The sequence below is a fragment of the Acinetobacter sp. UBA3461 genome, assembly GCF_002381195.1.
GTDB classification, from domain to species: Bacteria; Pseudomonadota; Gammaproteobacteria; order Pseudomonadales; family Moraxellaceae; genus Acinetobacter; species Acinetobacter schindleri.
Genome location: NZ_DFRO01000014.1, coordinates 45783 through 69768, shown reverse-complemented (window position 1 = coordinate 69768; position 23986 = coordinate 45783). Strand labels below are relative to the sequence as shown.

General features: G+C 43.2%; 20 protein-coding genes. 9 read left to right on the top strand and 11 right to left on the bottom strand.

The genetic code is table 11. The features are described from left to right. The 5 genes from B3D47_RS02445 to tusA all read right to left on the bottom strand — a co-directional run. On the bottom strand, positions 1-336 hold a 336-nt coding region (locus B3D47_RS02445; protein ID WP_286859753.1), incomplete at its 3' end, for a hypothetical protein. A 122-nt stretch (positions 337-458) separates the two neighbouring features. Then, on the bottom strand, positions 459-905 hold the full coding sequence (locus B3D47_RS02440) for a hypothetical protein (RefSeq protein WP_017401516.1): 447 nt from the start codon (positions 903-905) through the stop codon (positions 459-461). A gap of 101 nt (positions 906-1006) precedes the next feature. Then, positions 1007-1921, bottom strand: coding sequence for a DUF4123 domain-containing protein (locus B3D47_RS02435; RefSeq protein ID WP_286859751.1), 915 nt, complete (start codon positions 1919-1921; stop codon positions 1007-1009). After that, the gene (locus B3D47_RS02430) at positions 1922-4561 is read right to left on the bottom strand and encodes a type VI secretion system Vgr family protein (protein WP_286859749.1); all 2640 of its coding nucleotides are present in this window, start codon (positions 4559-4561) and stop codon (positions 1922-1924) included. Positions 4562-4810: 249 nt separating this feature from the next. Beyond that, a complete protein-coding gene (gene tusA, locus B3D47_RS02425; protein ID WP_004813458.1) occupies positions 4811-5068 on the bottom strand; it encodes a sulfurtransferase TusA in 258 nt (85 codons plus the stop codon). A gap of 201 nt (positions 5069-5269) precedes the next feature. Between tusA and B3D47_RS02420 the strand changes: the two genes are divergently transcribed. Next, a complete protein-coding gene (locus B3D47_RS02420; RefSeq protein WP_004813460.1) occupies positions 5270-6109 on the top strand; it encodes an HlyC/CorC family transporter in 840 nt (279 codons plus the stop codon). Further along, positions 6106-7668, top strand: coding sequence for an apolipoprotein N-acyltransferase (lnt, locus tag B3D47_RS02415; RefSeq protein ID WP_286859747.1), 1563 nt, complete (start codon positions 6106-6108; stop codon positions 7666-7668). The genes B3D47_RS02420 and lnt overlap by 4 nt, the downstream gene beginning before the upstream one ends. A 201-nt stretch (positions 7669-7869) precedes the next feature. On the opposite strand, the gene B3D47_RS02410 is transcribed toward lnt, so the two are convergent. The 3 genes from B3D47_RS02410 to gspF form a co-directional block, all read right to left on the bottom strand. Further along, a complete protein-coding gene (locus tag B3D47_RS02410) occupies positions 7870-8205 on the bottom strand; it encodes a hypothetical protein (RefSeq protein WP_286859746.1) in 336 nt (111 codons plus the stop codon). Positions 8206-8489: 284 nt separating this feature from the next. Further along, positions 8490-8957 (bottom strand): type II secretion system major pseudopilin GspG, encoded by a 468-nt coding sequence (gene gspG / locus B3D47_RS02405; RefSeq protein WP_227499334.1) that lies wholly within the window; start codon positions 8955-8957, stop codon positions 8490-8492. Positions 8958-9045: 88 nt separating this feature from the next. Next, positions 9046-10251: a type II secretion system inner membrane protein GspF gene (gspF, locus tag B3D47_RS02400; protein WP_004813469.1), complete on the bottom strand. Its 1206-nt coding sequence runs from the start codon at positions 10249-10251 to the stop codon at positions 9046-9048. Between the two features lie 144 nt (positions 10252-10395). Here gspF and B3D47_RS02395 point away from each other — a divergent pair, with 144 nt between their 5' ends. The 7 genes from B3D47_RS02395 (at position 10396) to B3D47_RS02365 (ending at position 18214) form a co-directional block, all read left to right on the top strand. Next, positions 10396-12630 (top strand): primosomal protein N', encoded by a 2235-nt coding sequence (locus B3D47_RS02395; protein ID WP_414631720.1) that lies wholly within the window; start codon positions 10396-10398, stop codon positions 12628-12630. Positions 12631-12671: 41 nt separating this feature from the next. After that, complete coding sequence (locus B3D47_RS02390; RefSeq protein WP_286859740.1) at positions 12672-14525, top strand: cation:proton antiporter; 1854 nt, start codon at positions 12672-12674, stop codon at positions 14523-14525. A gap of 50 nt (positions 14526-14575) precedes the next feature. Then, on the top strand, positions 14576-15451 hold the full coding sequence (gene hslO, locus B3D47_RS02385; protein ID WP_004813475.1) for an Hsp33 family molecular chaperone HslO: 876 nt from the start codon (positions 14576-14578) through the stop codon (positions 15449-15451). Between the two features lie 461 nt (positions 15452-15912). Beyond that, the gene (locus B3D47_RS02380) at positions 15913-16377 is read left to right on the top strand and encodes a DUF2147 domain-containing protein (protein WP_286859737.1); all 465 of its coding nucleotides are present in this window, start codon (positions 15913-15915) and stop codon (positions 16375-16377) included. A gap of 193 nt (positions 16378-16570) precedes the next feature. Next, the gene (locus B3D47_RS02375) at positions 16571-17032 is read left to right on the top strand and encodes a DUF2147 domain-containing protein (protein WP_286859734.1); all 462 of its coding nucleotides are present in this window, start codon (positions 16571-16573) and stop codon (positions 17030-17032) included. Positions 17033-17538: 506 nt separating this feature from the next. Beyond that, a complete protein-coding gene (locus tag B3D47_RS02370) occupies positions 17539-17868 on the top strand; it encodes a chaperone modulator CbpM (protein WP_008303908.1) in 330 nt (109 codons plus the stop codon). A gap of 82 nt (positions 17869-17950) precedes the next feature. After that, positions 17951-18214 (top strand): YdcH family protein, encoded by a 264-nt coding sequence (locus B3D47_RS02365; RefSeq protein ID WP_008303905.1) that lies wholly within the window; start codon positions 17951-17953, stop codon positions 18212-18214. A gap of 444 nt (positions 18215-18658) precedes the next feature. On the opposite strand, the gene pnp is transcribed toward B3D47_RS02365, so the two are convergent. The 3 genes from pnp to recD form a co-directional block, all read right to left on the bottom strand. Further along, entirely contained in the window at positions 18659-20746 is a 2088-nt protein-coding gene (gene pnp, locus B3D47_RS02360; RefSeq protein ID WP_171056640.1) for a polyribonucleotide nucleotidyltransferase, read from the bottom strand. 261 nt (positions 20747-21007) lie between these two features. Beyond that, positions 21008-21277, bottom strand: a complete 270-nt coding sequence (gene rpsO / locus B3D47_RS02355; RefSeq protein ID WP_004637724.1) for a 30S ribosomal protein S15 — start codon at positions 21275-21277, stop codon at positions 21008-21010. 914 nt (positions 21278-22191) lie between these two features. Continuing rightward, on the bottom strand, positions 22192-23964 hold the full coding sequence (gene recD, locus B3D47_RS02350) for an exodeoxyribonuclease V subunit alpha (protein WP_286859731.1): 1773 nt from the start codon (positions 23962-23964) through the stop codon (positions 22192-22194). Between the last annotated feature and the right edge of the window lie 22 nt (positions 23965-23986).

Genomic DNA, 23986 nt, shown 5'->3' with positions numbered 1-23986 from the left:
ATCATCTGGATAAAGGTGCACTGCTAAATAGCTTTTACCTTTTAAATCCTCCTTTGTTAAGTGTGGGACATTTTTTGCAATATGCTCTTTATAGCTATTTCCTTCCCCCCATTTGATGTATTGTGGACCTGTAATAACTGCAGATCGTTTGGTGGCTGCCCCAAATCCTCCTCCAACTTCTTCACCATTCACTTGTACAATATAAGGTCTATATCTTGGGTCATAACCGAACGATGTTGTCGTAAGAATATAGGTTTTACTGGAGCCTGAACTACATCCCACCAAACCTAAAGCCAAGCTTACTGGTAGCATCACAATTTTTTTAAATATATTCATCACATCACCTGTCGAGACTCCAACTTCTTTTCGAACCGCTTCGAAAAGTTAATACTGAGATGCTGGTTCCTTACATCTTGATTGACTATTTTTTGTAATTGAGAAACCATATTCTTACCTTTTTATTTTTTATCACTCTCATTTAATTCATCAATTAATTTCGATCTCACTTCTAATCCCATTTTTGTAGCATCAGGCATATTTCGCCCTTCAGTCAATGTGATTTCAACCCTATCATCTGGATAAAGGTGCACAGCTAAATAACTTTTTCCTTCTAAATCCTCTTTGGTTAAATAAGGAACATTTTTTGCGACGTGTTGTTTACGAATATTTGTTTGTCCCCATGTAATATATTGTGGTCCAGTAATAATCGCAGATCGTTTAGTTGCAGCACCAAAGCCTCCTCCAACTTCCTCGCCATTCACTCGTACAATGTATGGTCTATAACTTGGATCATAACCGAACGATGTTGTCGTAAGTACATAAGTTTTACTTGAGCCTGAACTACATCCCACCAAACCTAAAGCCAAGCCTACTGGTAGCATCACAATTTTTTTAAATATATTCATAACATCCCCTATAATTTTTAATTTACTTAAAGAATATGCCTAACTTCACGTTGCTTTGATGATTAATTAATTGTGTTAGCATAAAGTTCATGTTTTATGATTTATTCGTTTTCTTCAACTAAACGCTCTAAATCTTCCATCGCCTGATCCATTGTGACCATCTTATTCTTCACTTTTAGTAGTACACTTTGAAGAAGTTCATCTTGCTCGAAAGTATTTTTATATATCAAAGTTAGACAAATAAAATTTAAAATATCCCGAGTACCTTCCAAACCATATTCACGTGCTAATGCTATTTTTTTCACAACATATGGGTAAAGCTCCCATTCCTTAAAGTCCTCAACCAAGAAAGGATTATTCAGATTTAGATAATAAATCAAATGATCAGGAAAGGTTGCTTCTACCATCATGTCTTCTTGTACTGGCGTAAATGTAAACGGATTTTGCCAATCATAAAATTTCAGAGATTCATGACCATTACCGCCGATGATTTTATGTAATTTGTCTTTTCGATCCCAATACCACCAACTGTGAATAGGCTCTAATAAAACTTTCTTCTGCTGGTCTGATAACACTTGTTGCTTAACATAAAGAGTCTGGTCTGAAATTTGACCGACTAAAGTACCAAGAATAGCTGGATCCCAAAATGCTAAATACATCTCTAATCCACCTTCAAACTGGACATTTAGAAATTGCCTCAAATGTGAATATAAACTATCAAAATCTAAAGGACTTATTATTAAGGTTAATCGAGGAGTCCCAACTACGCGTTTAGAGATATATTGCCACTCGATATTATGATTGTGCCCGAGTTGAACCAAATGAGGTGAGATTTCTGCAGCTTTATCACCAGCAGCTTCTGTTAATAAATTGCGATAATGTAAATGTGAATTCTTTTTTAAAAACCAACTGTCTTGTGCTGCATCAGCCAAAGCATAAATAAAATAAGTCTTATGTTCCCCAGATGGATATTCTTCAAAAAAATAATGTAAATCAGGATGTAATAAACTTATCATCTATGAACCATCCCCTTTATTGACAAATGCCCCACGTTGACTTGCTCTTCGTGCCAGACATTCCCAACACACACTTTGTGGGAAGAATGGTAAGTTCATATTTACTTTCGTGCCAGGTACAAACTGATGCTGCCCTGCCTTCACTTCAAACTTGCCACCAGTGGTGGGCAAAATTCCTGAACTACTGATTTCAATCTGAGAACTGCCCGCGGTTAAAATGATTTTCTTGGCAGCGGTCATTTCGATCAGATCTTCAGTAGAGATAATTTTGATACCTTTACGCGCAATAGCATCTATTTCATCTCCTTGTGCCTGAATCTCGACTTTGCCTTTACCTGCATATAAGCGTGCTCCGTCTTGCGCTGCGAACAGGCTTAGTTTCTGGCTGGCATGGGCAATCAAAGATTGTTGTGTACTCAGGTTAATACTCTCTCCTGCAATGTGGCTGATTTGACCAGCAGCAGATAGATGAATGTCCTGCTGGGTACTCAGCGCAATCGATTGTGGTGCCGTTAGGATCATGATTGCCTGTTTAAAGGCAGCAGCTTTTTTCTGATCCTGTTGTTCAATCTGCTCAATCAGGCTTTTTAACTTCTCAAAAATTTCCACTGGATCAGTTTGCTGATTTTTAGCCACATCACTGAGCACCTGACTCATCTGTAGAGCTGATTGAAGCTGGCTTTTCGCTGGTTCAGCTTCCATATGTGAACCCCTTGCAACCTGCTGTTTGTGGGTCGAAATCAGTAGACCTTCACCTGCCCGTATTGCCCCCCACTGGTCTGTTCTCAGCTCAAATCCCTCTCCACACCTCTCACTTTCAGCCTGTTCTTTCGGATGGCTCAAATCACCTAGGTTAAGTTGACTCGCAGCATGGCTGCTATGCAACTGTGCACTGATCTGCCCGGTGGTATCATCAAAACGTAACTGGTTAAAACCTTCTCCTTGCACTTCCTGAGAGCGAATACCACTAAGTTTTTGGGTCTCTGGTAAGCGTCCTTTCTTGTCAAATTTTGTTGGTGAACGCTGACCTTCATGAATCCGGCCCACCACAAAAGGCCGGTCAATATTACCATCAAAAAAGTCGACCACAACAATCTCACCAATACGTGGCAAGAAGCGCACACCATAACCTTCCCCTGCCCAAGGCGTGAGAACATCGACCCAGGCCGAGTCAGCATCACTGTCATTCGTTCCGGCTCCATTATCATGGGTATGATCGTCTGGACGGGTGAATAAAAACCGGATTTTGATGCGTCCCCATTCATCCACATAAATGTCTTCACTTTCTGGCCCGACTACTTTTGCCCGTTGCGGGCAGGCTGGTGGTCGATGCAATAAAGGCTGATATTCAGGAACCAAAGGAATATTGCGACGTTGTAAGACTAAATGATTGGCCTGGCGCTCATCAGCATCTTTAACTTCTGTCAGCTGCCACTGGCTTTGCTGGATTAAAGCATTCACCTGTGCATTCAGGTCTTTGGGTAGATTATTCTGGTTATAGAATTGCTTGGAAAGAATCAGAAATTCTTTATCGGCTACCTGATGCTGGTCAATTTCTGGATGCTGATCTAGGCTGAACCAGTAACCGACTTGCGCATCACGTACAATGGATGTTGCTAAAAACTGCTTGGCCTGCGCATCATAAAAATGTTGCAGGTTCTGGTTAACTTCCTCAATTTGCGCATTTGATGCTGACGTAGCCTGATCTTCATGCTTGAGGTCAGTAACCCATGCCGGACTGATATGCCACGCCTGTTCCAGCCCCAGACTGGCATTATCCTGAGTTTCACTATGCTGATGCATGCTTTGTACTGAACCTGTACCTTCCTCCTGACTCAAACGATCAGCATGCCAGCGCTGGATATGCACAGCAGTTGGCTGTAATTTTCGCTCTGCAATAAAGCTGGTCATACTATCAGTCTGTTCGGTAGCACTGGAACGGTGGAAACGGATTACCCGGCGGCTTAGAGCCTGATATTGACTATTATCATCAATCAATCTGAGTTTCTGTACTGTAATCGGTGCAGAGGAATGTAGGAGCAATAGCTCAGATTCATCAATCAGCCAGTTAATACCTTCACTGCGCCATAAACGGGTTAAAAATTCATAGTCAGTTTCATTCGACTGCATACTAAAAGGACGCACATCATAAGTCTGCTGCAAACCGGATAAATCCAGCTTGAGTGCAGCCGCAAATAATAGGCTTTTACTCTGCCATTCCTCAAATAATATTTTGGTAATATCGCGAACACTTTTGTCCATAAACACACGGCTATTCCGGCGTTTATGCCAAAGTGAAGTGGCATCTTCCAAAGTAAGCTTATAAAGCGTTAATGCACCATCACTTTGCCCCTGAGTTGCCCGGGTAATAATGCCTGAACTGCGAAAAAGCTGCCCCTGGTCTGTTACCTGATCTACCGCGACCTGTGTACCTATGAAGCTTTTGAGAGGAATCAGAGCATTGCTAGATAAACAAATAAGTTCAATCTTCAACCCTTGATTGAGCACATGCTGTCCATCAATACGCTGCAGAAAGATTTCCGAATTAAGCTGTTGATTAGAAAACTGAATATGTAAAGCGCGTTTCTGTGCGCTTAATCCCAATTGTTCGAGTATTTGAGCAATAGAATTTCTGATCATTTTTATTTTTATGCTTATTTTTTCGGCATTATAATAAATTTAATTGATTAAGCCTAGCCAGTTTGGTCTGATGGATTTGCTTCAATTATTCTCTGACCAGAGAAAATATGTTTGCTTGCTAAAGAGATGAGCTTTTTTAAACTTTATCTTTCTAGAATCAAGTTATTATTGTGAAATAGGCTTCACGCCCAGAAAGTATTGATTAATCGAAGCAGGGCAAATGATTCAGCTCATCTGCCCAACACGTTATTACCCTTTCTTTACCAGATAATGAAACTCTTTATTGCCATTTTCATCCAGGCGTTCTTCTTGTAACAGTAATTCATGCCCCAAGTGCATACAGAATTTTGGAATATCCCATGAAGTCGAATTATCCGTTGCAAACACCTCAACCACATCACCTGACTTGGACTTACGAATCGCCTGATGCAGCATCATTACAGGTTCTGGACAGCGTAAACCGCGGGTATTTAGTTGCAGGCTAGGAGTAATTTCAGCTTCAGACATCGGCAGGCTCAGGAGAGAAAGACCAGGTTATTTTAACATAAACATGTGCCTGTACCCATGACTGGCTTTATTGTCATTTTCGTTTTAAACAGTTGACTGCGACAGTCACGGTCGCCTTAAATAATTGCAATAGACAACTGCATTTTCTGCGGTATGATAAAATTACATTTTTTTAGATATTAAGAGTTTTTAGGAAAGATCATGCACGAGGAATCAGGCCCGTCGTGGGGTATGCGCGGCTTACGCAAATGGCTGGGAACCGCTCCCGAAACTCGCGACGAACTGCTAAAACTAGTACAAGATTCACGTCGATTTCTAGAACCCGATACTGTAGCGATGCTAGAAGGCGTACTCGACCTTCCAGCGACCAAAATTCGTGAAGTGATGACACCACGCACTTCCATGATCAGCTTACAGGAAGACGACCAGCTTCTTGATATTCTGCACGTTTTGGTAGAATCAGCGCATTCACGCTTTCCCGTATTTTCATCAGATCAGCCTGATAATGTGGTGGGTATTTTGCTTGCCAAAGACTTGCTGCCTTTCCTGACCGAACCGACTTCTAAGGTGGATATCCGTGCCTTAATGCGCCAGCCACTGTTCGTACCTGAAAGTGCACGTTCAGATCAGGTTTTGCGTATGTTGAAAAATACCCAGACCCATATTGCAGTCGTAATTGATGAATATGGCTCCACTTCTGGTCTGGTGACATTAGAAGACATTCTGGAAGAGATTGTTGGTGAAATTGAAGATGAACATGATATTGCTGATGAAGAAGCATTGTATATTGTTCCCGACAATGATCCGACCACAGCCAATACCTGGATTGTGCAAGCACTGACTCCAATTGAGCATTTTAACAATATGCTCGATGCCGACTTTTCTGATGATGAAGTAGAAACCATGGGTGGTCTGTTATTGCAGGAAATCGGATTGGTGAGCGATTTAGAAGGTCAGGTGATTGAGCTTGGAAATTGGATCTTTACCATTCTGGAAGCGGATGCTCGTTCTATTCACTCGATTCGGGCTGTGCGCCAATGAGGGCACATTTCGACAAGTTGTTGAAGCTGTCTGAAAGTTCTGAGCAACTTCCACTGATCTATCCACTGCTGCTGTCTTTATTTTCCGGTGCCATCTTCAGTTTTGCACTGGCGCCGTACCACTATTGGTGGTTGGCCATCCTGTCTCCGGCGCTGCTTTATGCTTGTCTGCGTAAACGCAGTGCCAAACAGGCTTTTGGTATTGGCTGGGCTTATGGCATTGGTTTATGGTTTGTTGGTGCATTCTGGTTGTATACCTCGATCCATGAATATGGTGATACCAGCTCATTCCTTAGTGTCGTGATGATTCTGATCATGGCCTTGGTCATGGGTCTATTTACCGCAGTACAGACCTTTATCTACCGTCGCTTCTTTCCGGAAACCCCTCTGACCTTTGCGCCATTGTGGGTACTGTTTGAATGGGCGAAGACTTGGGTCTTCACAGGTTTCCCATGGCTATTTGCCGGCTATGCCTTTACCGAACGTTTGCTGGATGGCTATGCGCCACTCTTCGGTGTGTTTGGCGTATCCTTCGTGGTGATCATACTGGCTTGTGCTTTGGTTGAGATTCTTAATCGTCGTGTGTTCTGGGCAATCCCATCCCTGCTGCTCTTGCTGGGTGCCTGGGGAGCTTCGCAACTGACTTTTGTAGAACAGAAAGAAGGCACTAAGCCACTCAGCGTGTCCCTGATTCAGGGTAATATTCCACAAGATTTGAAATGGTTGACTGAATATCAGGTTAAAACCCTGCTGATCTATGCCAATCTGACCAAGACCGAATGGGGTCGTGATTTGATCGTGTGGCCAGAATCTTCGATTCCGATGTTTCAGGCCGATATTCCTGATTTCCTGGATGCGATGAAAGCACAGGCAGAGAAATCCGGAAGCTCCTGGGTTACCGGTATTCCTTATTGGGATCTGAAAGAATCCCAAGCCGAAGGCACACCGAAGTATTACAACAGCATCATGGCCAGCGGTGATGAAGCGAGTGGGCTGTACAAGAAACAGCGCTTGGTGCCATTTGGTGAATACATCCCACTTTCCGGCGCGCTCAGCTGGGTACTTCCCGCTTTGCAAAATGATCCATCTATGAGCGGTTTTTCTCGTGGGGCAAATGATCAGCAACCGCTAAATATCAAAAATCAGCATCTGGGCTCTGCGATTTGCTATGAAGTCGCTTATCCGAATCTGACCCGTCGCAATGCCAGTCAAAGCGACTTTCTGGTAACGGTATCTAATGATGCCTGGTTTACTGGAACTGCCGGACCGCAGCAACACCTGCAAATGGTGCAAATGCGGGCCAAGGAAAATGGTCGCTGGTTTATCCGTGCGACCAATACCGGTGTAACCGCCTTTATTGATCATAATGGTCATATCGTGAAACGTGCGCCTATGGATCAAGAAGCGGTATTACGCGGTGAGTTGCCAGCAATGCAGGGTGAAACGCTGTATACGAAACTGAGTGACTGGCCTGTACTGATTCTCTCAACCCTGCTGTTATTACTTGGATGGCGTTTCCGCCCACGTAAAGTGGATGTCAGCTTTAAGTCGAGAAGATAATTTCTTAAGTTCCCTGTCCTGAGCTAATTTTAAAGCACTGCTTTTTAAATTAGCGCAAGTGAGGGTTAGGGAGAGGTAAATTTTTACCCTCTTCTCTTGCAAAGCAGTGCTTTTCATCTCCCAGAGGGAGAGGAAGTTTTATGCAATATTTTAAAAATAAAAACCGAGGCTTATGCCCCGGTTTTTTTATTGGAAAGATAATTAAATCTGTACAGCAAGATAGGACATCATACTGGCCAATGATAGCATCGGCAGAAAACGGTAGAGCTGAACCACGCCACGCTCAAAGGATGAAATTTCTTCCTGTTTCATCTCCATGACGCTGGCTTTTAATGCCGACCAGAAGCATAAAGCTAACAGGCTGCTCATCAGACTCAATGCAAAGAAACCTACCATGATCTGGCTGCTACCTTCTGTGCTTTGCCACAAATGCAAAACTGCTTGGCTCACCGGAAGAATGCTTAGAACCAAAAAGACAGATTTCAGCATTGTCCAATGAAACTGATTTATTTCATCTCTTATGATTAATGCTTTCATACCTATCTCCTTTGGCCGAATTTGTGCCATAGAAATCATTATGAGCTTTTTTATAGAAATGAAAAGTCTATATTTATTCATATTTTACGATAATTGTAATCGATAAACATGGGAATAATTCTTATTATGACTATCAAATAGAATAGATTATAAAATTAATTTTAAATTCATGTATTTAGATTATATTTATGTATTAAGAGTTATTATCACTTCACTTAGTATTGAAATACCCAATTAAATGAAGTGATATATTCCATAAATAAAAAATTTATAATGATTCTCAATTAAGGCTGATAATAAATATCCGCATCTGTGCCTTCACCGCCAGACTGGCCATCAGCACCAAATGAATAAAGGTCAAATGAACGTCCATCCGTACCAGGAATGACATATTGCAATTCATTATCCCAACTGTCTTTCGGATAACCGCCTTTGACATAGCCACCCGGTAACCAGTTTTTTGCAGATGCAGGTTTGTTGACTAAAGCATCTAAACCACCTTCCTGCATACTTGGATACTTACCATTATCCAGCTTGTACTGGTCCAGAGACCCGGCCACGCTTTGCAGTTTGATCACTGTAGTATCAACTTTTGCCTTCTCACCACGGCCCATCACGTTAGGTACGATCAGTGCAGCCAATACGCCCAGGATCACAATCACGACCATTACTTCGATCAGGGTAAAACCCGAAGCATGTTTGATACGCGTCATACCTGAGCCTGTTTTTAAAGAATCTGGCTGTTCATTCATCATCTCAGTCCTTTTCACTCCATGTCTCTCATTGCTTAATTTTGAAAATCTGTTTGGGCTTATAATTGGAATTCTACCCACACTTTATTTAAATCATATTATTCATATTCACAATTGGCAGCATCACCGCAATTACGATTACTAACACAATACTTGCCATCAGCACCAGCATAAGAGGTTCCAGCAAAGCCAGTAACGTCGAAATCAGTGTAGTCACTTCACGGTCCTGCATGGTCGATGCCCGGTCCAGCATCCGGTCCAGTTCACCGGAAGCTTCACCACTTCGAATCATTTGTACCATCATCGGTGGGAAATAACCACTACGCTCCAGCTGGGTCGCCAGGTTACCGCCTTCAGTCACCTTTTCTGCTGCCAGATTAACGGCATCACGAATGACCCAGTTATTGCTGACCGCCGCACCAATCTTTAAGGCATCGACCAGCGGCACCCCAGAACGGGTCAAAATGGACAGGGTACTGGCAAAGCGTGCCGCATTAATCCCACGTGATAGTTTGCCAAATAGCGGTAATTTCAAGGTCAGGCGGTCAAAAGCATAATGTCCTGCGGTGGTGCGTAGAAAACGCACCAGCAGGAAAATAGCAACGGCACTACCAGCCAACATGAAAGGCCAAGCCATCCGGATAAAGTCACTGGCTTTCATCAACGCGACCGTGATCCATGGCAAAGCATCTTTGCTCTGGTCAAAGGTTTTGACAATGTCTGGAACGACATAGGTCATCAGTCCCATCACAATGGCAAAGGACATCAGCAGCAGAATGATCGGGTAAATCATTGCACCCTGAATTTTTTTCTGCATGGCAAAGCGGTTTTCGGTATAGTCCGCCAGCTGGTCCATAATCAGGTCCAGATGTCCGGAACGTTCACCGGCAGCAATGGTTGCAATATACAGTTCCGGAAAGCGGCCGGATTGCTGTAAGCCCTGTGCCAGACTATGCCCTTCCAGCACCTTGGAACGCACTGACATCAGCAGGTTCTGTACATGCACCTTTTCGCTTTGTTTACCGACGGCGCGAATGGCTTCTTCCAGCGGAATACCGGCGGCAACCAGAACAGAGAGTTGCCGGGTCATCAGTGCCAGGTCATAAGCTGTAAGGCTTTTTTCAAACCAGCGCGGCCGGTAATGCTTGTCCTTTTGCTCGACTGGATCAACAGACACCGGAATCAAGGCTTTGTCCCGAAGTTGCTGACGGATCTGACGTGCAGAGTCCCCTTCCAGTACGCCTTTTTGCTGCTTACCCGAAGCATCAAGCGCGATAAATTGATATGCTGGCATTGTAATGCTCTAATTTTCCAAAAATTTGCCCCAACGCAGTTGCGTCAGACCATCAAAATCATTCATATTCTTAGATATAAAATATCTGCTCACTCTAACACAACTGCCTTTTTAGCACGACGAAAATTCATCAGGATGCCTCACTTGCCCATCTCAGATCACCCAGCCTCAACTCCTTCAGTTTATCGTGTTCGTGTTCGTGTTGCTGTTCCTGTTCATCTGTTTGACTGTTTTGATTACAGTTTAAGTGCAGCGCAATATCAGCAGGCTGAGGTGGGTGCGCGCGTGGCGGTGTCTTTCGGTCGGCAGAATCTGGTTGGGGTCATTATGGAAAAGTTGCCGCCAGACACTCCGCTAGATTCCAGTTTTAAACTTAAAGAGATTACTGAATTACTGGATGACCGGGCACTCATTGATGACAAGGTACTGAATCTGCTGAACTGGTCAGCGCAGTATTACCAGTTCCCGATTGGTGAAGTGGTGCAAAGTGCCTTGCCAACCTTATTACGTCAGGGTAAGCCCTATAACCTGCTGGCCCGGAACTGGAAACTGTTAGATGACCAGGCAGAAGCCAAGGTGCGCCGTTCCGAGCGTCAGCAGGAAGCCTATAAAATTTTAAAATTGCATCCAGTCGGTACCACTGAAACTGTACTGAACCTGGCAGGGATCGAGACAGCTACCCTAAAAGCTTTAGAGAAAAAAGGAATTTGTGAATGTGTGCTGGAACCTCAGGATTTCAGCCCGCAGCCTGTTCAATTGGCACAAATGCCGCTTACAGCCAATCCGGAACAGCAGCATGCCATTCAACAGGTACTGAAATTTAAAAATAAATATCAGGCCTTTTTACTGGATGGTCTGACCGGCAGCGGCAAGACTGAAGTTTATTTGCAGATCATGGAAAAGGTGCTGAAACAGGGAAAACAGGTTTTAGTGCTGGTACCGGAAATTGGCCTGACGCCACAAACCATTAGCCGGTTCCAGTCACGTTTCCATTGTCATATTGCCTTGTTACATTCTGGTTTAAATGACTCGAAACGTCTGCAAGCCTGGCAAGCTGCAGAAACCGGTAAAGCCTCGATTGTGCTGGGTACCCGTTCTGCCATTTATACCCCGATGCCCAATCTAGGATTGATCATCCTGGATGAGGAACATGATCTGTCTTTTAAACAGCAGGAAGGCTTCCGTTATCATGCCCGAGATGTTGCGCTTTATCGCGGGCATTTGCAGCAATGTCCGGTGCTTCTGGGCTCTGCCACACCCAGTATCGATACCTATGCACTGGTTGCCAATGGCAAAATGCAGGTACTGGAACTCAACCAGCGTGCTGGTACAGCCTTAATGCCAAAGATTCATATTTTAGATTTAAAGGTGGCACAGAAACAGCATGGCATCAGCCTGCATCTGATTCAGGAAATACGCAAACGTCTGGAAAAAAAGGAACAGGTACTGGTATTCCTGAACCGCCGTGGTTATGCACCCGTTTTGATTTGTGACAGCTGTGGCTGGCAGGCACAGTGTCCAAACTGTGATGCCAATTTCACTGTACACCGTCAGCCATATCAACATTTGCATTGTCACCATTGTGGCACCCTGCACCGTATGCCGGATCATTGTCCAAGCTGCAATCATACTGAACTCAAAACACTCGGCATGGGAACCGGCAAGGTCGAAGAGCAATTGAATGAACTCTTTCCCGATCATGAAATCATTCGGGTAGATCGTGACTCTACCAGCCGGGTCGGTAGCTGGCAGAAAATCTATGACAAGATTCAGAAAAGCGAGCCGGCGATTTTACTCGGTACGCAAATGCTGGCCAAAGGTCACCATTTCCCCTATGTCACACTGGTCGCTATTTTAGATATTGATTCTGGTCTGCTCAGTGTAGACTTCCGTGCCACCGAACGCACTGCCCAACTGATTGTACAGGTGGCTGGTCGTGCCGGTCGTGGCGAGCACAAGGGTGATGTCTATCTACAGACCTTACGTCCTGATCATGCTTTGCTAAATACCTTGGTGACAGATAATTACCGGGCTTTTGCCAAACAGACCTTAGAGCAGCGTAAGATTGCCCGCATGCCACCCTATCGCTATGCGGTGATGATCCGTTGCGAATCACGTGATCAGGCATTAAATACAGAGTTCTTACAGAAACATGCTGCCTTCTTAAGGCAGTATCAGGACCTGCAACTGGAGATCTGGGGACCTATTCCAGCACCAATGGAACGCAAGGCGGGCCGTTACCAATCACATATGGTACTACTGTCTGCAGACCGTCCACGTTTGCACTATTATGTCAGGGCATGGTGGCAAGCCATGCTGCAAGACAAACCTTCCTCAATGAAGTTAAGCCTGGATGTCGATCCACAAGAACTGAGCTAGTCCTGCAAGCTGCAATACGGAAATAAGATTTAAGGTTGAACATGTCGATACTGTTGCAAATTACATTAATTCTGGTGGCAGCATTGCTGATTGTGCCAATCACCCGCTATTTGAAACTGCCAGCAGTGCTGGGTTATTTATTGACGGGCCTTGTGCTCGGTTCTGAAACCCTGAATCTCGTTACTGATCCCCAACTTCGTTCGATGCTAATGCAAATCAGTATCCTGTCTCTGCTGTTCTGGGTAGGTTTACAACTACGGCCACAACGCTTCATCCAGATGCCTCATTCTGCCTGGATCTCAACTGCTGCACTGGTCTTGGGGTCAGGCGCCATTCTGAGCTTATGTTCTGCCATTTTTTTACAGCAAAGTCTCATCACCAGTGTCGTCATTGGGCTGGCTGGCAGCCTGTCTGCGATGACACTGAGTATTCAACATCTGATGCGACAGGAGCAGCTCGCGACTTCCCATGGTCAGCTCAGTTATATCAGTTTATTAATTCAAGCCCTGTTGCTGATTCCACTAATTGCCATTATTCCACTATTTTCCGGAGTAAGTTCGACTGAACATGGCGTGGCTTATTTTGCTGCCATTATGGCAACCTTTACCGGACTGTTCCTGTGTAACCGCTATTTGATGCAACCCCTGTATCGCTGGATTGCCAGAAGCAGCAGCCATGACCTGCATGCCCTGGTGGCATTTTTTGTAATCCTCGGCTTGTTGGTACTGATGCAGACACTGGGACTAACACTATATTTAGGAGCCTTATTTGCCGGAATTCTGCTGGCAGATTCCGATTTCAGACCACACGTCGAAAATGCCATTCAGCCTTTTCATGGCATATTGATCGGTTTGTGTTTTATCAGTATTGGCCTAGCGATTCAGCTAAGTGATGTCTTGCAGATGCTTGGACTGATTATTGGTGGCGCCGTGCTGATCATATTGAGTAAATTTGTGCTCAGTCTGGCAATTGCCCGTTATTATCAAAATAGCTGGCGTACCAGCACCTTAACCGCGGTTAGCCTGGCCCAAGGCGGTGAGTTCGCTTTTGTGTTACTCACTATTGCAGTTACCCATACCATCTTAGATATCAGCTTGTTATCGCCACTGCTATGTATGCTGGCGCTATCCATGTTAATGACACCAGCGCTCTACTGGTTGCTTGATCAACAAATCTTACCGCGATTAAATCGCTCACATCATCTGGTCGCAGACTTTGATACCCAGGTAGAGCCTTTAGCCACTACACCGATTTTACTGATTGGTTTTGGTCGCTTTGGGCAAATCGTAGCGCGTGTACTCCATCAGCAAGGTCTGAGCTTTAGTGTGATGGACAATACGGTTGAAGCAAGTGACCTACTCAAAGATCAGGCTATTCCTTTCTTTCAGGCAGATGCAACTGAAACCACGGCGCTACAACTGACAGATATTGCTTCCAAAGATCAGGTGATTGTCGCGATTGATGATATTGAGGATTCTTTGCTGGTCGTACGTCATTTGTGCTGGAATTACCCGGATCTAAAATTGTGGGTACGCGCGCGTGATCGCCATCATGCACATTTGCTGCATGAACTGGGTGTAGAAAATGTTTTCCGTGAAACTTATCTTTCTGCTTTAGCACTGACACAGTCATTACTGGCAGCAACCCATCAATCTGTAGAACTCGCTGAGCAGACAATTCTACAGTTCCGTCAGTATGATGAAACTTTATTAAAAGCAGAACAGCAGGCGGAATCTGGTTCTGAGTCATTATATGCTCAACACCACAGCAGCATGGCAGAGTTAAGCTACCTATTCGAGCAGGACCAACATCGTAAAAGTGTAATAAATCCAATACAGAAGCAACAGAATGTCAACGGCACAGGAATTGATACCATAACAGATGATCTGTCATAACTTGTGTTTTACAATAGTGTCACCATTAAAGCAGGGTTATGGAGAATTTTATGTCTGATTTACGCCAACGCTTTTTTATTGAGGATAGCCCTGTTCGTGGTGAAGTAGTGCATCTTCAAGAAGCTTTACAAACAATTTTAGCGCAGCGCGACTATGCTCCTGCCGTACAAATCCTTTTGGGCGAGATGCTCAGTGCGACTGCCCTATTGGCAAGTACGTTAAAAATCAAGGGACGCATCAGTCTGCAGATTCAGGCTACTGGCACGTTTAAATGGGCGATGGCGGAATGTAACCATCGTGGTGAAGTGCGTGCGTTGGCTGATTATGAAGAAGATCCCCGTTTTCAGGTGGCAGAAGACAGCAGTACCGTTCTAAAAGCCCTGATCAGTCCTGTACTGTTTATCAATATTGAGCCTGAAGTCGGTGAGCGCTACCAAGGTATCGTACCACTGGATAAACATAATCTGGCGGGCTGTCTGATGCAGTATTATGATCTGTCTGCACAGATTCCAACCCGTATTGTGCTGGCAAGTGACCAGAAGCGTTCAGGTGGTCTGCTGATCCAGCTTCTACCACGTAATAGTGAAGAAGAACAACGCTATGTGGATGAGGATTTGTGGCCACGCGTGACCATGTTGACTGAAACCTTGAAAGCAGAAGAACTGGTTAGCCTGGATACCAATGAAATCCTCTATCGTTTATATAACGAAGAACAAGTTCGTTTGCCTGAAGCAGAACAGCTGAAATTCGGTTGTACCTGTTCTAAAGAACGCTGTGCCATTGCCTTGCAACAGATCGGGGTTGAATCTGTTCGTGAAACTTTAGAATTCCAGAATCCAATTGAAATGGATTGTCAGTTCTGTAACAGCCAATACACCTTTACTGCTGAAGAAGCTTTAGGTCTGTTCGGTGAGCACCTTAGTTAATTACAGGTATCTTTGTTAATAAAAGCACTCAATAGGAGTGCTTTTATTTTTATAAATCCAGAGCTTTCTTTTCTATGAAAAATAAATATTTTTAATCTCAAACTTACCATATCATTCAGCTCTACACAGCTATATGGAAATAGCAATACTTGGCCCCACTCTATTCTTAATGAATATAAACTCAATCCGCTATTGATTAATCCTGACTTCCAAAGCTGTCTGAGCTAATTATTTAACCAGCTTTCTGTCTCTTTCGCTTTTTAATCTGCTGATCCAGCAAATACTCACCACGTCCCACATTCCTCAATTAATGTGATTGTTCATCAATTTAGGTTTTAATTTTTCTTGAAGATATTTGATTATTCACTGGTAATTAGTAGATTTTTCACGCTATATTAATCCCATAATATTTTTATGCTTTTAAGATTTTAGAAGCATTTTTAATACTTGGGGAATGTGTGATGATGAAATTTAAACTGTTCTGTTCCATGATTTTTGCAGCAGCAAGCACGATTAGCCTGTCAGTATCTGCCAACAATGATCCACTGCTTGGACAATGGAAAACCATTGATGACCGTACCGGTTATTCTCTGGCAGATGTCATCATCAGCAAGGATGCTAAAGATCGTTATATGGCCGAGATTGTAAATGTACGCGAGGTTCCGGGGGCGGTTCCACAACAAAAATGTACTCAATGCACCGGCTCTCTCAAGGATCAGCCTCTGGTTGGACTGACCATGCTTAAGGGTCTGAGCAGTCATCCAGAAAATACCAACGAATTTATTAATGGCACTCTGCTCGACCCCATCTCGGGAAAATTATATCAGGCACGTGCACGTCTGAAAAATAATGGTCGACATCTGGCAATTCATAGCCGAACTGAAGGATCTCCAGTCGGGCGTAATATGACTTGGATCAAAAATTGAAAATTGCGTTGTCCAAGTTATGCGATATGACTTGGACAAGCTTCAAACATTTTCGATAAAATATGATTCTTCGTTCATTTAACCCGTATTAAAACAACTTTCATCACAAAATAATAAATTGATTTATAAAGTTATTATTTATAAATTAGAGCAATAAATCTATTTTAAAACACGATAATTTCCTAGGATGGATATGAAACAATTAGTACGCGCTTTATGTATGGGGATTTCTTTAGCAACCGTGTCAGTATGCAGTTTAGCCAATGTAGATCCATTGATTGGAATATGGAAGACTGTAGATGACCAAAGTGGCTATTCACGTGCAGATGTCGAAATCCGCAAAAAACCTGATGGCACCTATGAAGGGATTATTGTCGAAACCCGGAGTCTACCAAGTGCCGAAAAACAAGTTATTTGCCATAACTGCCCTGGCAAGCTCAAAGGTAAACCGTTCATTGGCTTACCTTTTATTTGGAATTTTAAACAAAATCCAAATAAGCCAAATGAATACATCGATGGTCAAGTCTTAGATCCAATTGGGGGCAAGATCTATAAAGGTAAAGCACGTTTGAACGCTAATGGTAAACGCTTAACTCTGCGTGGTTATGTAGGCGTTTCCGTAATTGGACGCAGCGTAACTTGGATAAAACACTAATTTAGTTAGTATTTTAAAAAGCCTTTACTCAGAGGCTTTTTTATTGTCATGATTTGAAACAATAAGGTACAAATCTTCACTGTTGTAGTGCACTAAAACTCAGAATAATGGATCGAACACGGTTATTTTTTATCCATTTACTATGTTCAGATCATATACCTATATGCTCCAACGATTACCTGACTCTTTATTAAAAGCGGGTCACGGCACAGGGATGTCCAAAAATAAAAATAAGCAATATGGTGATGCATCTGAAACTATTTTTGACCAATGTTCGGCAAAACAGTTGCTATGGCGTGGCAGATATCAGCCACTTTTAGCTCATCACTTGCCTAACTTAAATTTAAACAGGTTTTGTACCTCCAGCAGTTTTTGCACGACTGCCACGCATATATTGAATCATGGGAAATCTGATCTCAGGCATTATCTCCAATCCTATCTATTACTACATGCCCCCGATCTGATTCACAGCAATGACTTTAGTCTGGATATTTAAGGAGCAGGCCATGACCACCATTCAATATAAAGAAAATTTTTCTCAGGGTTTTATCCCCTCAGAAATCATGGATGACCATCAATTTGATCTCAGCCATTTTGCAGAAGCATGCGGGCAAAGCCCGGAATGGGTAATGCAGCTGATGGAACATGGCATTTTACCTAACCGTAGTCGTAACACTTCCTATCATTTCATTGGTGAAGATGTTACCCGAGCACAACGGGCATATCGCTTACAACGTGATTTTGATGCATCTTTTAGTGCTGTCGCCATGATGCTGGATCTGATTGATGAAGTTCAACAGCTACGTCGTGAAGTGAAGCATCTGCACTTCAAATAACCTCCCCCTCCCTGGTCTATCTCGGCTGAAACTGAGATGGTTCGGGGATTCTTACATTATTTTTTTGAGTTTATAACTGATTATGAAAACCAGAGATTGCAATAAAAAATTAAAGTACATGTTCCCCGAATATCGCGACCTTATTACCCAGCTCCGGGATGAAAATCCGTATTTCGCCCGTATTTTTGAGGAACATGATGAATTGGATCGACAGATTGCACAGCTGGCATTAGACCCGGTAAATCTTGTTAATACAGACATCGAAGCAATCAAGCGAAAAAAATTAAAGCTAAAAGATGAGATTTACAGACTACTCAAGAATTCAGAGGCAGATCCTTTGACCTGATTCAGGATAGTTAAGACTAAAAGCAGGCAACTCATGTTATAAGAATCCAAAAGTGATTTTAAGCATAAGCAGGAGAATTATTAGTATCTTACTTCCTGCCTCTATAAAAATGCCAGAAACCTAAGGTGGTCTAAATAATTTAGTGGATGATATTTTGTTCATAAGCGAAATAATCAATTCAGTATTGTTTAGATCACATCTCCGCTGACAGCAAATTCAATTAACTTTAATTTGCTGCCAGCGCTCTGGTCAAAATAAAATCTAAAAATATGATCAAGACATAATCCTCCAGCAACATCATCGCAAGCGATGTAATTCAAATATTGACCGGATTTAACGGATTTCTCTCATTTATCAGCCGGTATTTTTTGATTTTATAAACTTCAGATGTAAAAAAGCCTGCATAAAGCAGGCTTTTTTCAGACTTTAAAAGTCATCTCACAATTAAGCTTGTTCAATGTCTTTCATTGTCAATTTGATACGGCCACGGTTGTCAACATCAGCAACCTGTACTTTCACTTCCTGACCTTCTTTCAATACGTCTGCAACATTGGCAATACGTTCGTTAGAAATTTGAGAAATGTGTAGCAGACCGTCAGTACCTGGCAGAATATTAACGAACGCACCGAATTCAACGATACGAATCACTTTACCTGTATAGATCGTACCTGGTTCAACTTCAGCAGTCAGCGCCTGGATTTTTGCAATCGCAGCTTGTGCAGCAGCTTTAGTTTCACCAAATACGCGTACTGTACCATTGTCTTCAATATCAATCGCAGCTTTGGTTTCTTCAGTGATTTGACGAATAGTCGCACCACCTTTACCAATGACGTCACGGATTTTATCAGGATTAATGGTAATTACCTGGAAAGTCGGCGCGTGCATAGAAATTTCTGGACGAGCACGTGAAATCACCTGGTTCATTGCATTCAGGATGTGCATACGACCTGCATACGCCTGGTTCAAAGCAACTTCCATGATTTCTTCAGTGATACCTTCGATTTTGATATCCATCTGAAGTGCAGTAATACCGTTGGCAGAACCGGCTACTTTAAAGTCCATATCACCAAGGTGATCTTCGTCACCCAGGATGTCAGAAAGAACTGCGAAACGTTCGCCTTCTTTCACAAGACCCATCGCGATACCAGCCACTGGTGCTTTAATTGGTACACCTGCATCCATAAGTGACAGAGAAGCACCACATACAGAAGCCATTGAAGATGAACCGTTCGATTCAGTGATATCAGATACGATGCGGATTACATACGGGAAGCGATCAGCTGCTGGAAGAACAGCTTGCACACCACGACGTGCCAAACGACCATGACCAATTTCACGACGTTTAGGACCAGATTCACGACCAGTTTCACCTACAGAGTATGCAGGGAAATTATAGTGAAGCATGAAGTTGTCAGTTTTAGTACCTGACAATGTATCAACCATCAAGGCATCACGTGTGTTACCTAAAGTTGTTGTTACCAACGCCTGAGTTTCACCACGGGTAAACAATGCTGAACCGTGAGCACGGTCTAACACGCCAACTTGTACGTCAAGTGCACGAACTGTTTTCGTGTCACGACCGTCGATACGTGGCTTACCAGACAGGATGTTGTCACGTACTGTGCGGTATTTCAGATCTTCAAACAATTCGTTCAAGTCGTCTGCAATACCAGTTTCGTCATTTTCAGGAACGAATTGAGCAACTGCTTCAGCTTGAATTGCATCAAGTGCCGCATAACGGTCTTGCTTAATTGCAATGGTATATGCTTCAGAGATTTTCGCTTCAAACGCTTCTTTCAGTTTTGCCTGAAGATCTTCGTTTTTAGTTGGAGCAACCCAAGTTGATTCTTTTGCGCCAGCTGCAGCAGCAAATTCTTTAATTGCTTGAATCGCGATTTGCATTTCGTCATGACCGAACAATACAGCGCCCAGCATCTGGTCTTCTGAAAGTTCTTTCGCTTCAGATTCAACCATCAATACTGCAGATTCTGTCCCTGCAACCACCAAGTCAAGGTCAGACTGAGCCATTTGTTCATAGTTCGGGTTAAGAACATATTCACCGTTGATCAAACCAACACGTGCGCCACCGATTGGACCACGGAATGGTGTACCCGCAATCGCAAGTGCAGCAGAAGTACCTAACATCGCAGCGATGTCAGCTTCCATAGTCTTATCAGAAGAAATTACAGTCGCAGTCACCTGGATTTCATTGTAATAACCTTCTGGGAATAATGGACGGATTGGACGGTCAATCAGACGTGAAATTAAAGTTTCAGCTTCAGACGCACGGCCTTCACGTTTACCATAACCACCCGGGATACGGCCTGCAGCATATTGCTTTTCTTGATAGTTTACGGTTAACGGGAAGAAGTCTTGACCCGCTTTAGCAGTCGGTTGGGCTACAACAGCAACTAGTACGGTTACGCCGCCCATAGTAATCACAACAGTATTGGCCTGGCGTGCAACACGACCAGTTTCAAGAACCACTTGGTGCTGACCAAACTGGAATTCTTTACGAACAATATTAAACATCGACATGTTTTATTTTTTCCTAGTTCTTGTGAACAATTATTCTAGTGGAGACCCCTAAGGTTTGGCATTCACGTCCATTTGAACGAGTAAATGACAAAGCTTAGAAGCCGACCTCACCAGAAAGAAACACTAATTTTAAACACAAAGAAGGAGCGAAACATTCGCCCCTTCCTAGGCCTGACTAAAAAGCCAAGCTGACTTTAGTTTTCAGCTGTAAAGCACAATGCATGCAATAAACCCGAAAATAAAGCTTAAATCGAATTAACGACGTAAACCTAAAGCACCGATCAAAGCAACATAACGACCGTGGTCTTTACCATTTAGGTAGTCAAGAAGCTTACGACGTTGGTTAACCATACGGATTAGACCGCGACGGCTATGGTGGTCGTGTTTATGCTCTTTGAAGTGACCTTGTAAGTCATTGATTTGAGCAGTTAAAAGAGCTACTTGAACTTCTGGTGAACCAGTGTCGTTTTCAGCGCGAGCGAATTTAGCGATGATCTCTGCGCGATCTGCGTTTGTTAAAGCCATTCGATTTCTCCGAGATGCTTATATATCTTGATAAAAATCAAAGTAATGAGAATTCAGAACATTGACTGCCGTGCATCACTACAGCAAGTTGCATATTTTAAGGGAAATTACGTTAGATTGCAAAAATAGATCATGCGACGATAGATAGATTTAAAGAAATCCACTCAATTCACTGGAAGCATATCATTTATCTGCAAAATAAAGCTTGTTGAACTGGGTTAGAGATTGAACGAAAAATTATGAAAAACGCCTTAATTATTTCAGACAAATATAGAACAGCTGATCTTTCGCCTCATTAGCTAGATACATGGGTAATTTTATTTAGCTATAAAAAAAAGCCCGAGAGGACTCGGGCTTCTTGTGCGCTGTAGTTTCTTCTTTTTCATTATTTTTTTATTATTTATTGTTTTTATTACGCTGCATCGCGCTTTATAGTTATTATTGTTAATAAAAACTTTCCATGCTCTTACTACAACATCCCTGTGTAGTAGATTCTGCCATAAAGCCGGGCTACTCATAGACGCATTTTTCGTATCTATATGTAAGTATTTTCTTACATTAATTAACCTAAATTGTGATTAATATTACACAAATCTCATTTTTAACCCATCTTGTTCATCTTATATGGATGATTTAGATAAATTAAATAATTTATAAAATTATGCTACCTTTCCATAAACTCAAGATATAAAAAAGCCTTGTAGTCTCTCCCAAAACTACAAGGCTTAGCGGCTGTAAGTTTCCTCTTTTTTCACCTACATCAATGTAAGTTCGCTGTCTCACGACTTTCTTATAATAATTATGCGATTATACTCAACTTTCCTTGTTGAGTTCTTTGTAGGGCCCATCTTCTCAAAAAGGGCAGTGAAGCTCTATCCGCAAATCTCCTGAATCGCTGTAAGCATATGCTTACATTAATCAGTTTCACTATCACCTGAAAATTTATGACACTGTTCAATGATTTTTTTGCTTAAGCCACTACGACGGGTAGTTTTCAGGCTTAATGATTGTATAAATGCTTCACGATCTACCAATAGTGTGACTGCTTTTTTTGCACGTGTAATCGCTGTGTAAATCAGTTCCTTACTTAACAGGTTACTGGCTTTATGATCCAGTACGACTGCAGTGTGCCTAAACTCTGAACCTTGGGATTTGTGAATGGTTAGAGCAAAGGCAGTTTCAATACTTTTTGGCAAACGTGTTGCCAAAACCCATTTTTCCAGACTCGGAAAATAGACTTCAAACTGGCGCTGTCCAAGATGCTCCCGCAGGAAACAGATCCCAATATCCCCATTTGATAGTCCCAGCTGGTAATCGTTATAAGTCATCATCACCGGACGACCGATATACCAGTCGCCCTGCTTAATCTGCCCGGTTGCAGTGAGCAGGCGCTGTTCAATCTGCTGATTAAGTCGGGTCAGACCCAAAACCCCATGGCGGATTGCCGTCAGGATACGGTAATCATCAAAATGACGGATAATCTGCTCTACAAACCTATTAAAATCTTGACTGCCTCCCCCTGTTTTGAGAGCCTGTACATAGCCCTGATAACCATACATCAGCTGGTCATAATAAGGTTGAGCATCATTGAGCAATACATTTTCCGGCAGGTATTGCAGCTGTAGATGGTCAATTTCAATCTGCTCCAGATCAATGGTCTGCAGCTCGGATGCAGTTATCACTTGCTGTTCAAATTCGGTTAACAGATCCTGATCAGGATGTGCTTTCTGAATAAAATGTGCCAATGCACCAATCCGTGCACCTTCACTAAACCGTCGAGTTTTCATCAGATTGATCCGGTTATTGGCCAGGGCCGGAACCTGCTGCAAATCAGCCAATACGGTGCCAACATCGACAGAAGCCAGCTGATTCGCATCGCCCAGTAGAATCAAACGCGCCCCATCTGGCACCGCTGCCAGCAGCATCTGTGCCAGGCTCAGATCAAGCATAGAGGCTTCATCGACCACAATCACGTCATAAGGTAGTGGCTGTCGGGCATGGAATCTTGGCTGTGCAGTTATTCCCAGACCCAAGAGTCGGTGTAAGGTCACAGGTTGTAACTGTTTTAAGGTTTCCAAGTCAAACTGGGCCAGTGCCGGACTGCTCAAGGCATTCTGCAACGCTTCCTTCATACGCTGTGCCGCTTTGCCGGTTGGTGCTGCCATGGCAATCCGGATATCCGGCAAACTTTCATTCAGCACCGCAATAATATGTGCCAGCGTATAGGTTTTCCCGGTTCCCGGGCCACCCGTAATGATACTTAAACCTTGACTGGCCACCATTTCCAGCGCTTTCTGCTGTTGCGGATCAGCAAGCAGACTACGATGACGGTCATTCAACTGAACAGCTTTTAACTGCTGGGATTTGATGCGAACCACATGCGCAGCGATTGCCTGTTCCAGTTTCCAGTAACGGTACAGGTACAACTGCTGGTCCTGAAAAATAAAGGGTGCAATCGCATGCTGATCAGACTCACCACGGCGCACTAGATTGTGCAGCAAGGCGACTTGATCCTCTGCAGCGTCAATACAGCTGTTACCATTTTGCATGGCTTCCAGTACGGCATGCATGAGCAGCTTGGCCTCATCGCCAAAGTTAGCTGAACTGAATGGCGGCTGACATATATGCTCGATCCAGGGCATCAATGGCGAAGCCAGCTGTGATATGTGATTTTGCTCATTTTCCACACAGTTATCCTCAAACTTATCC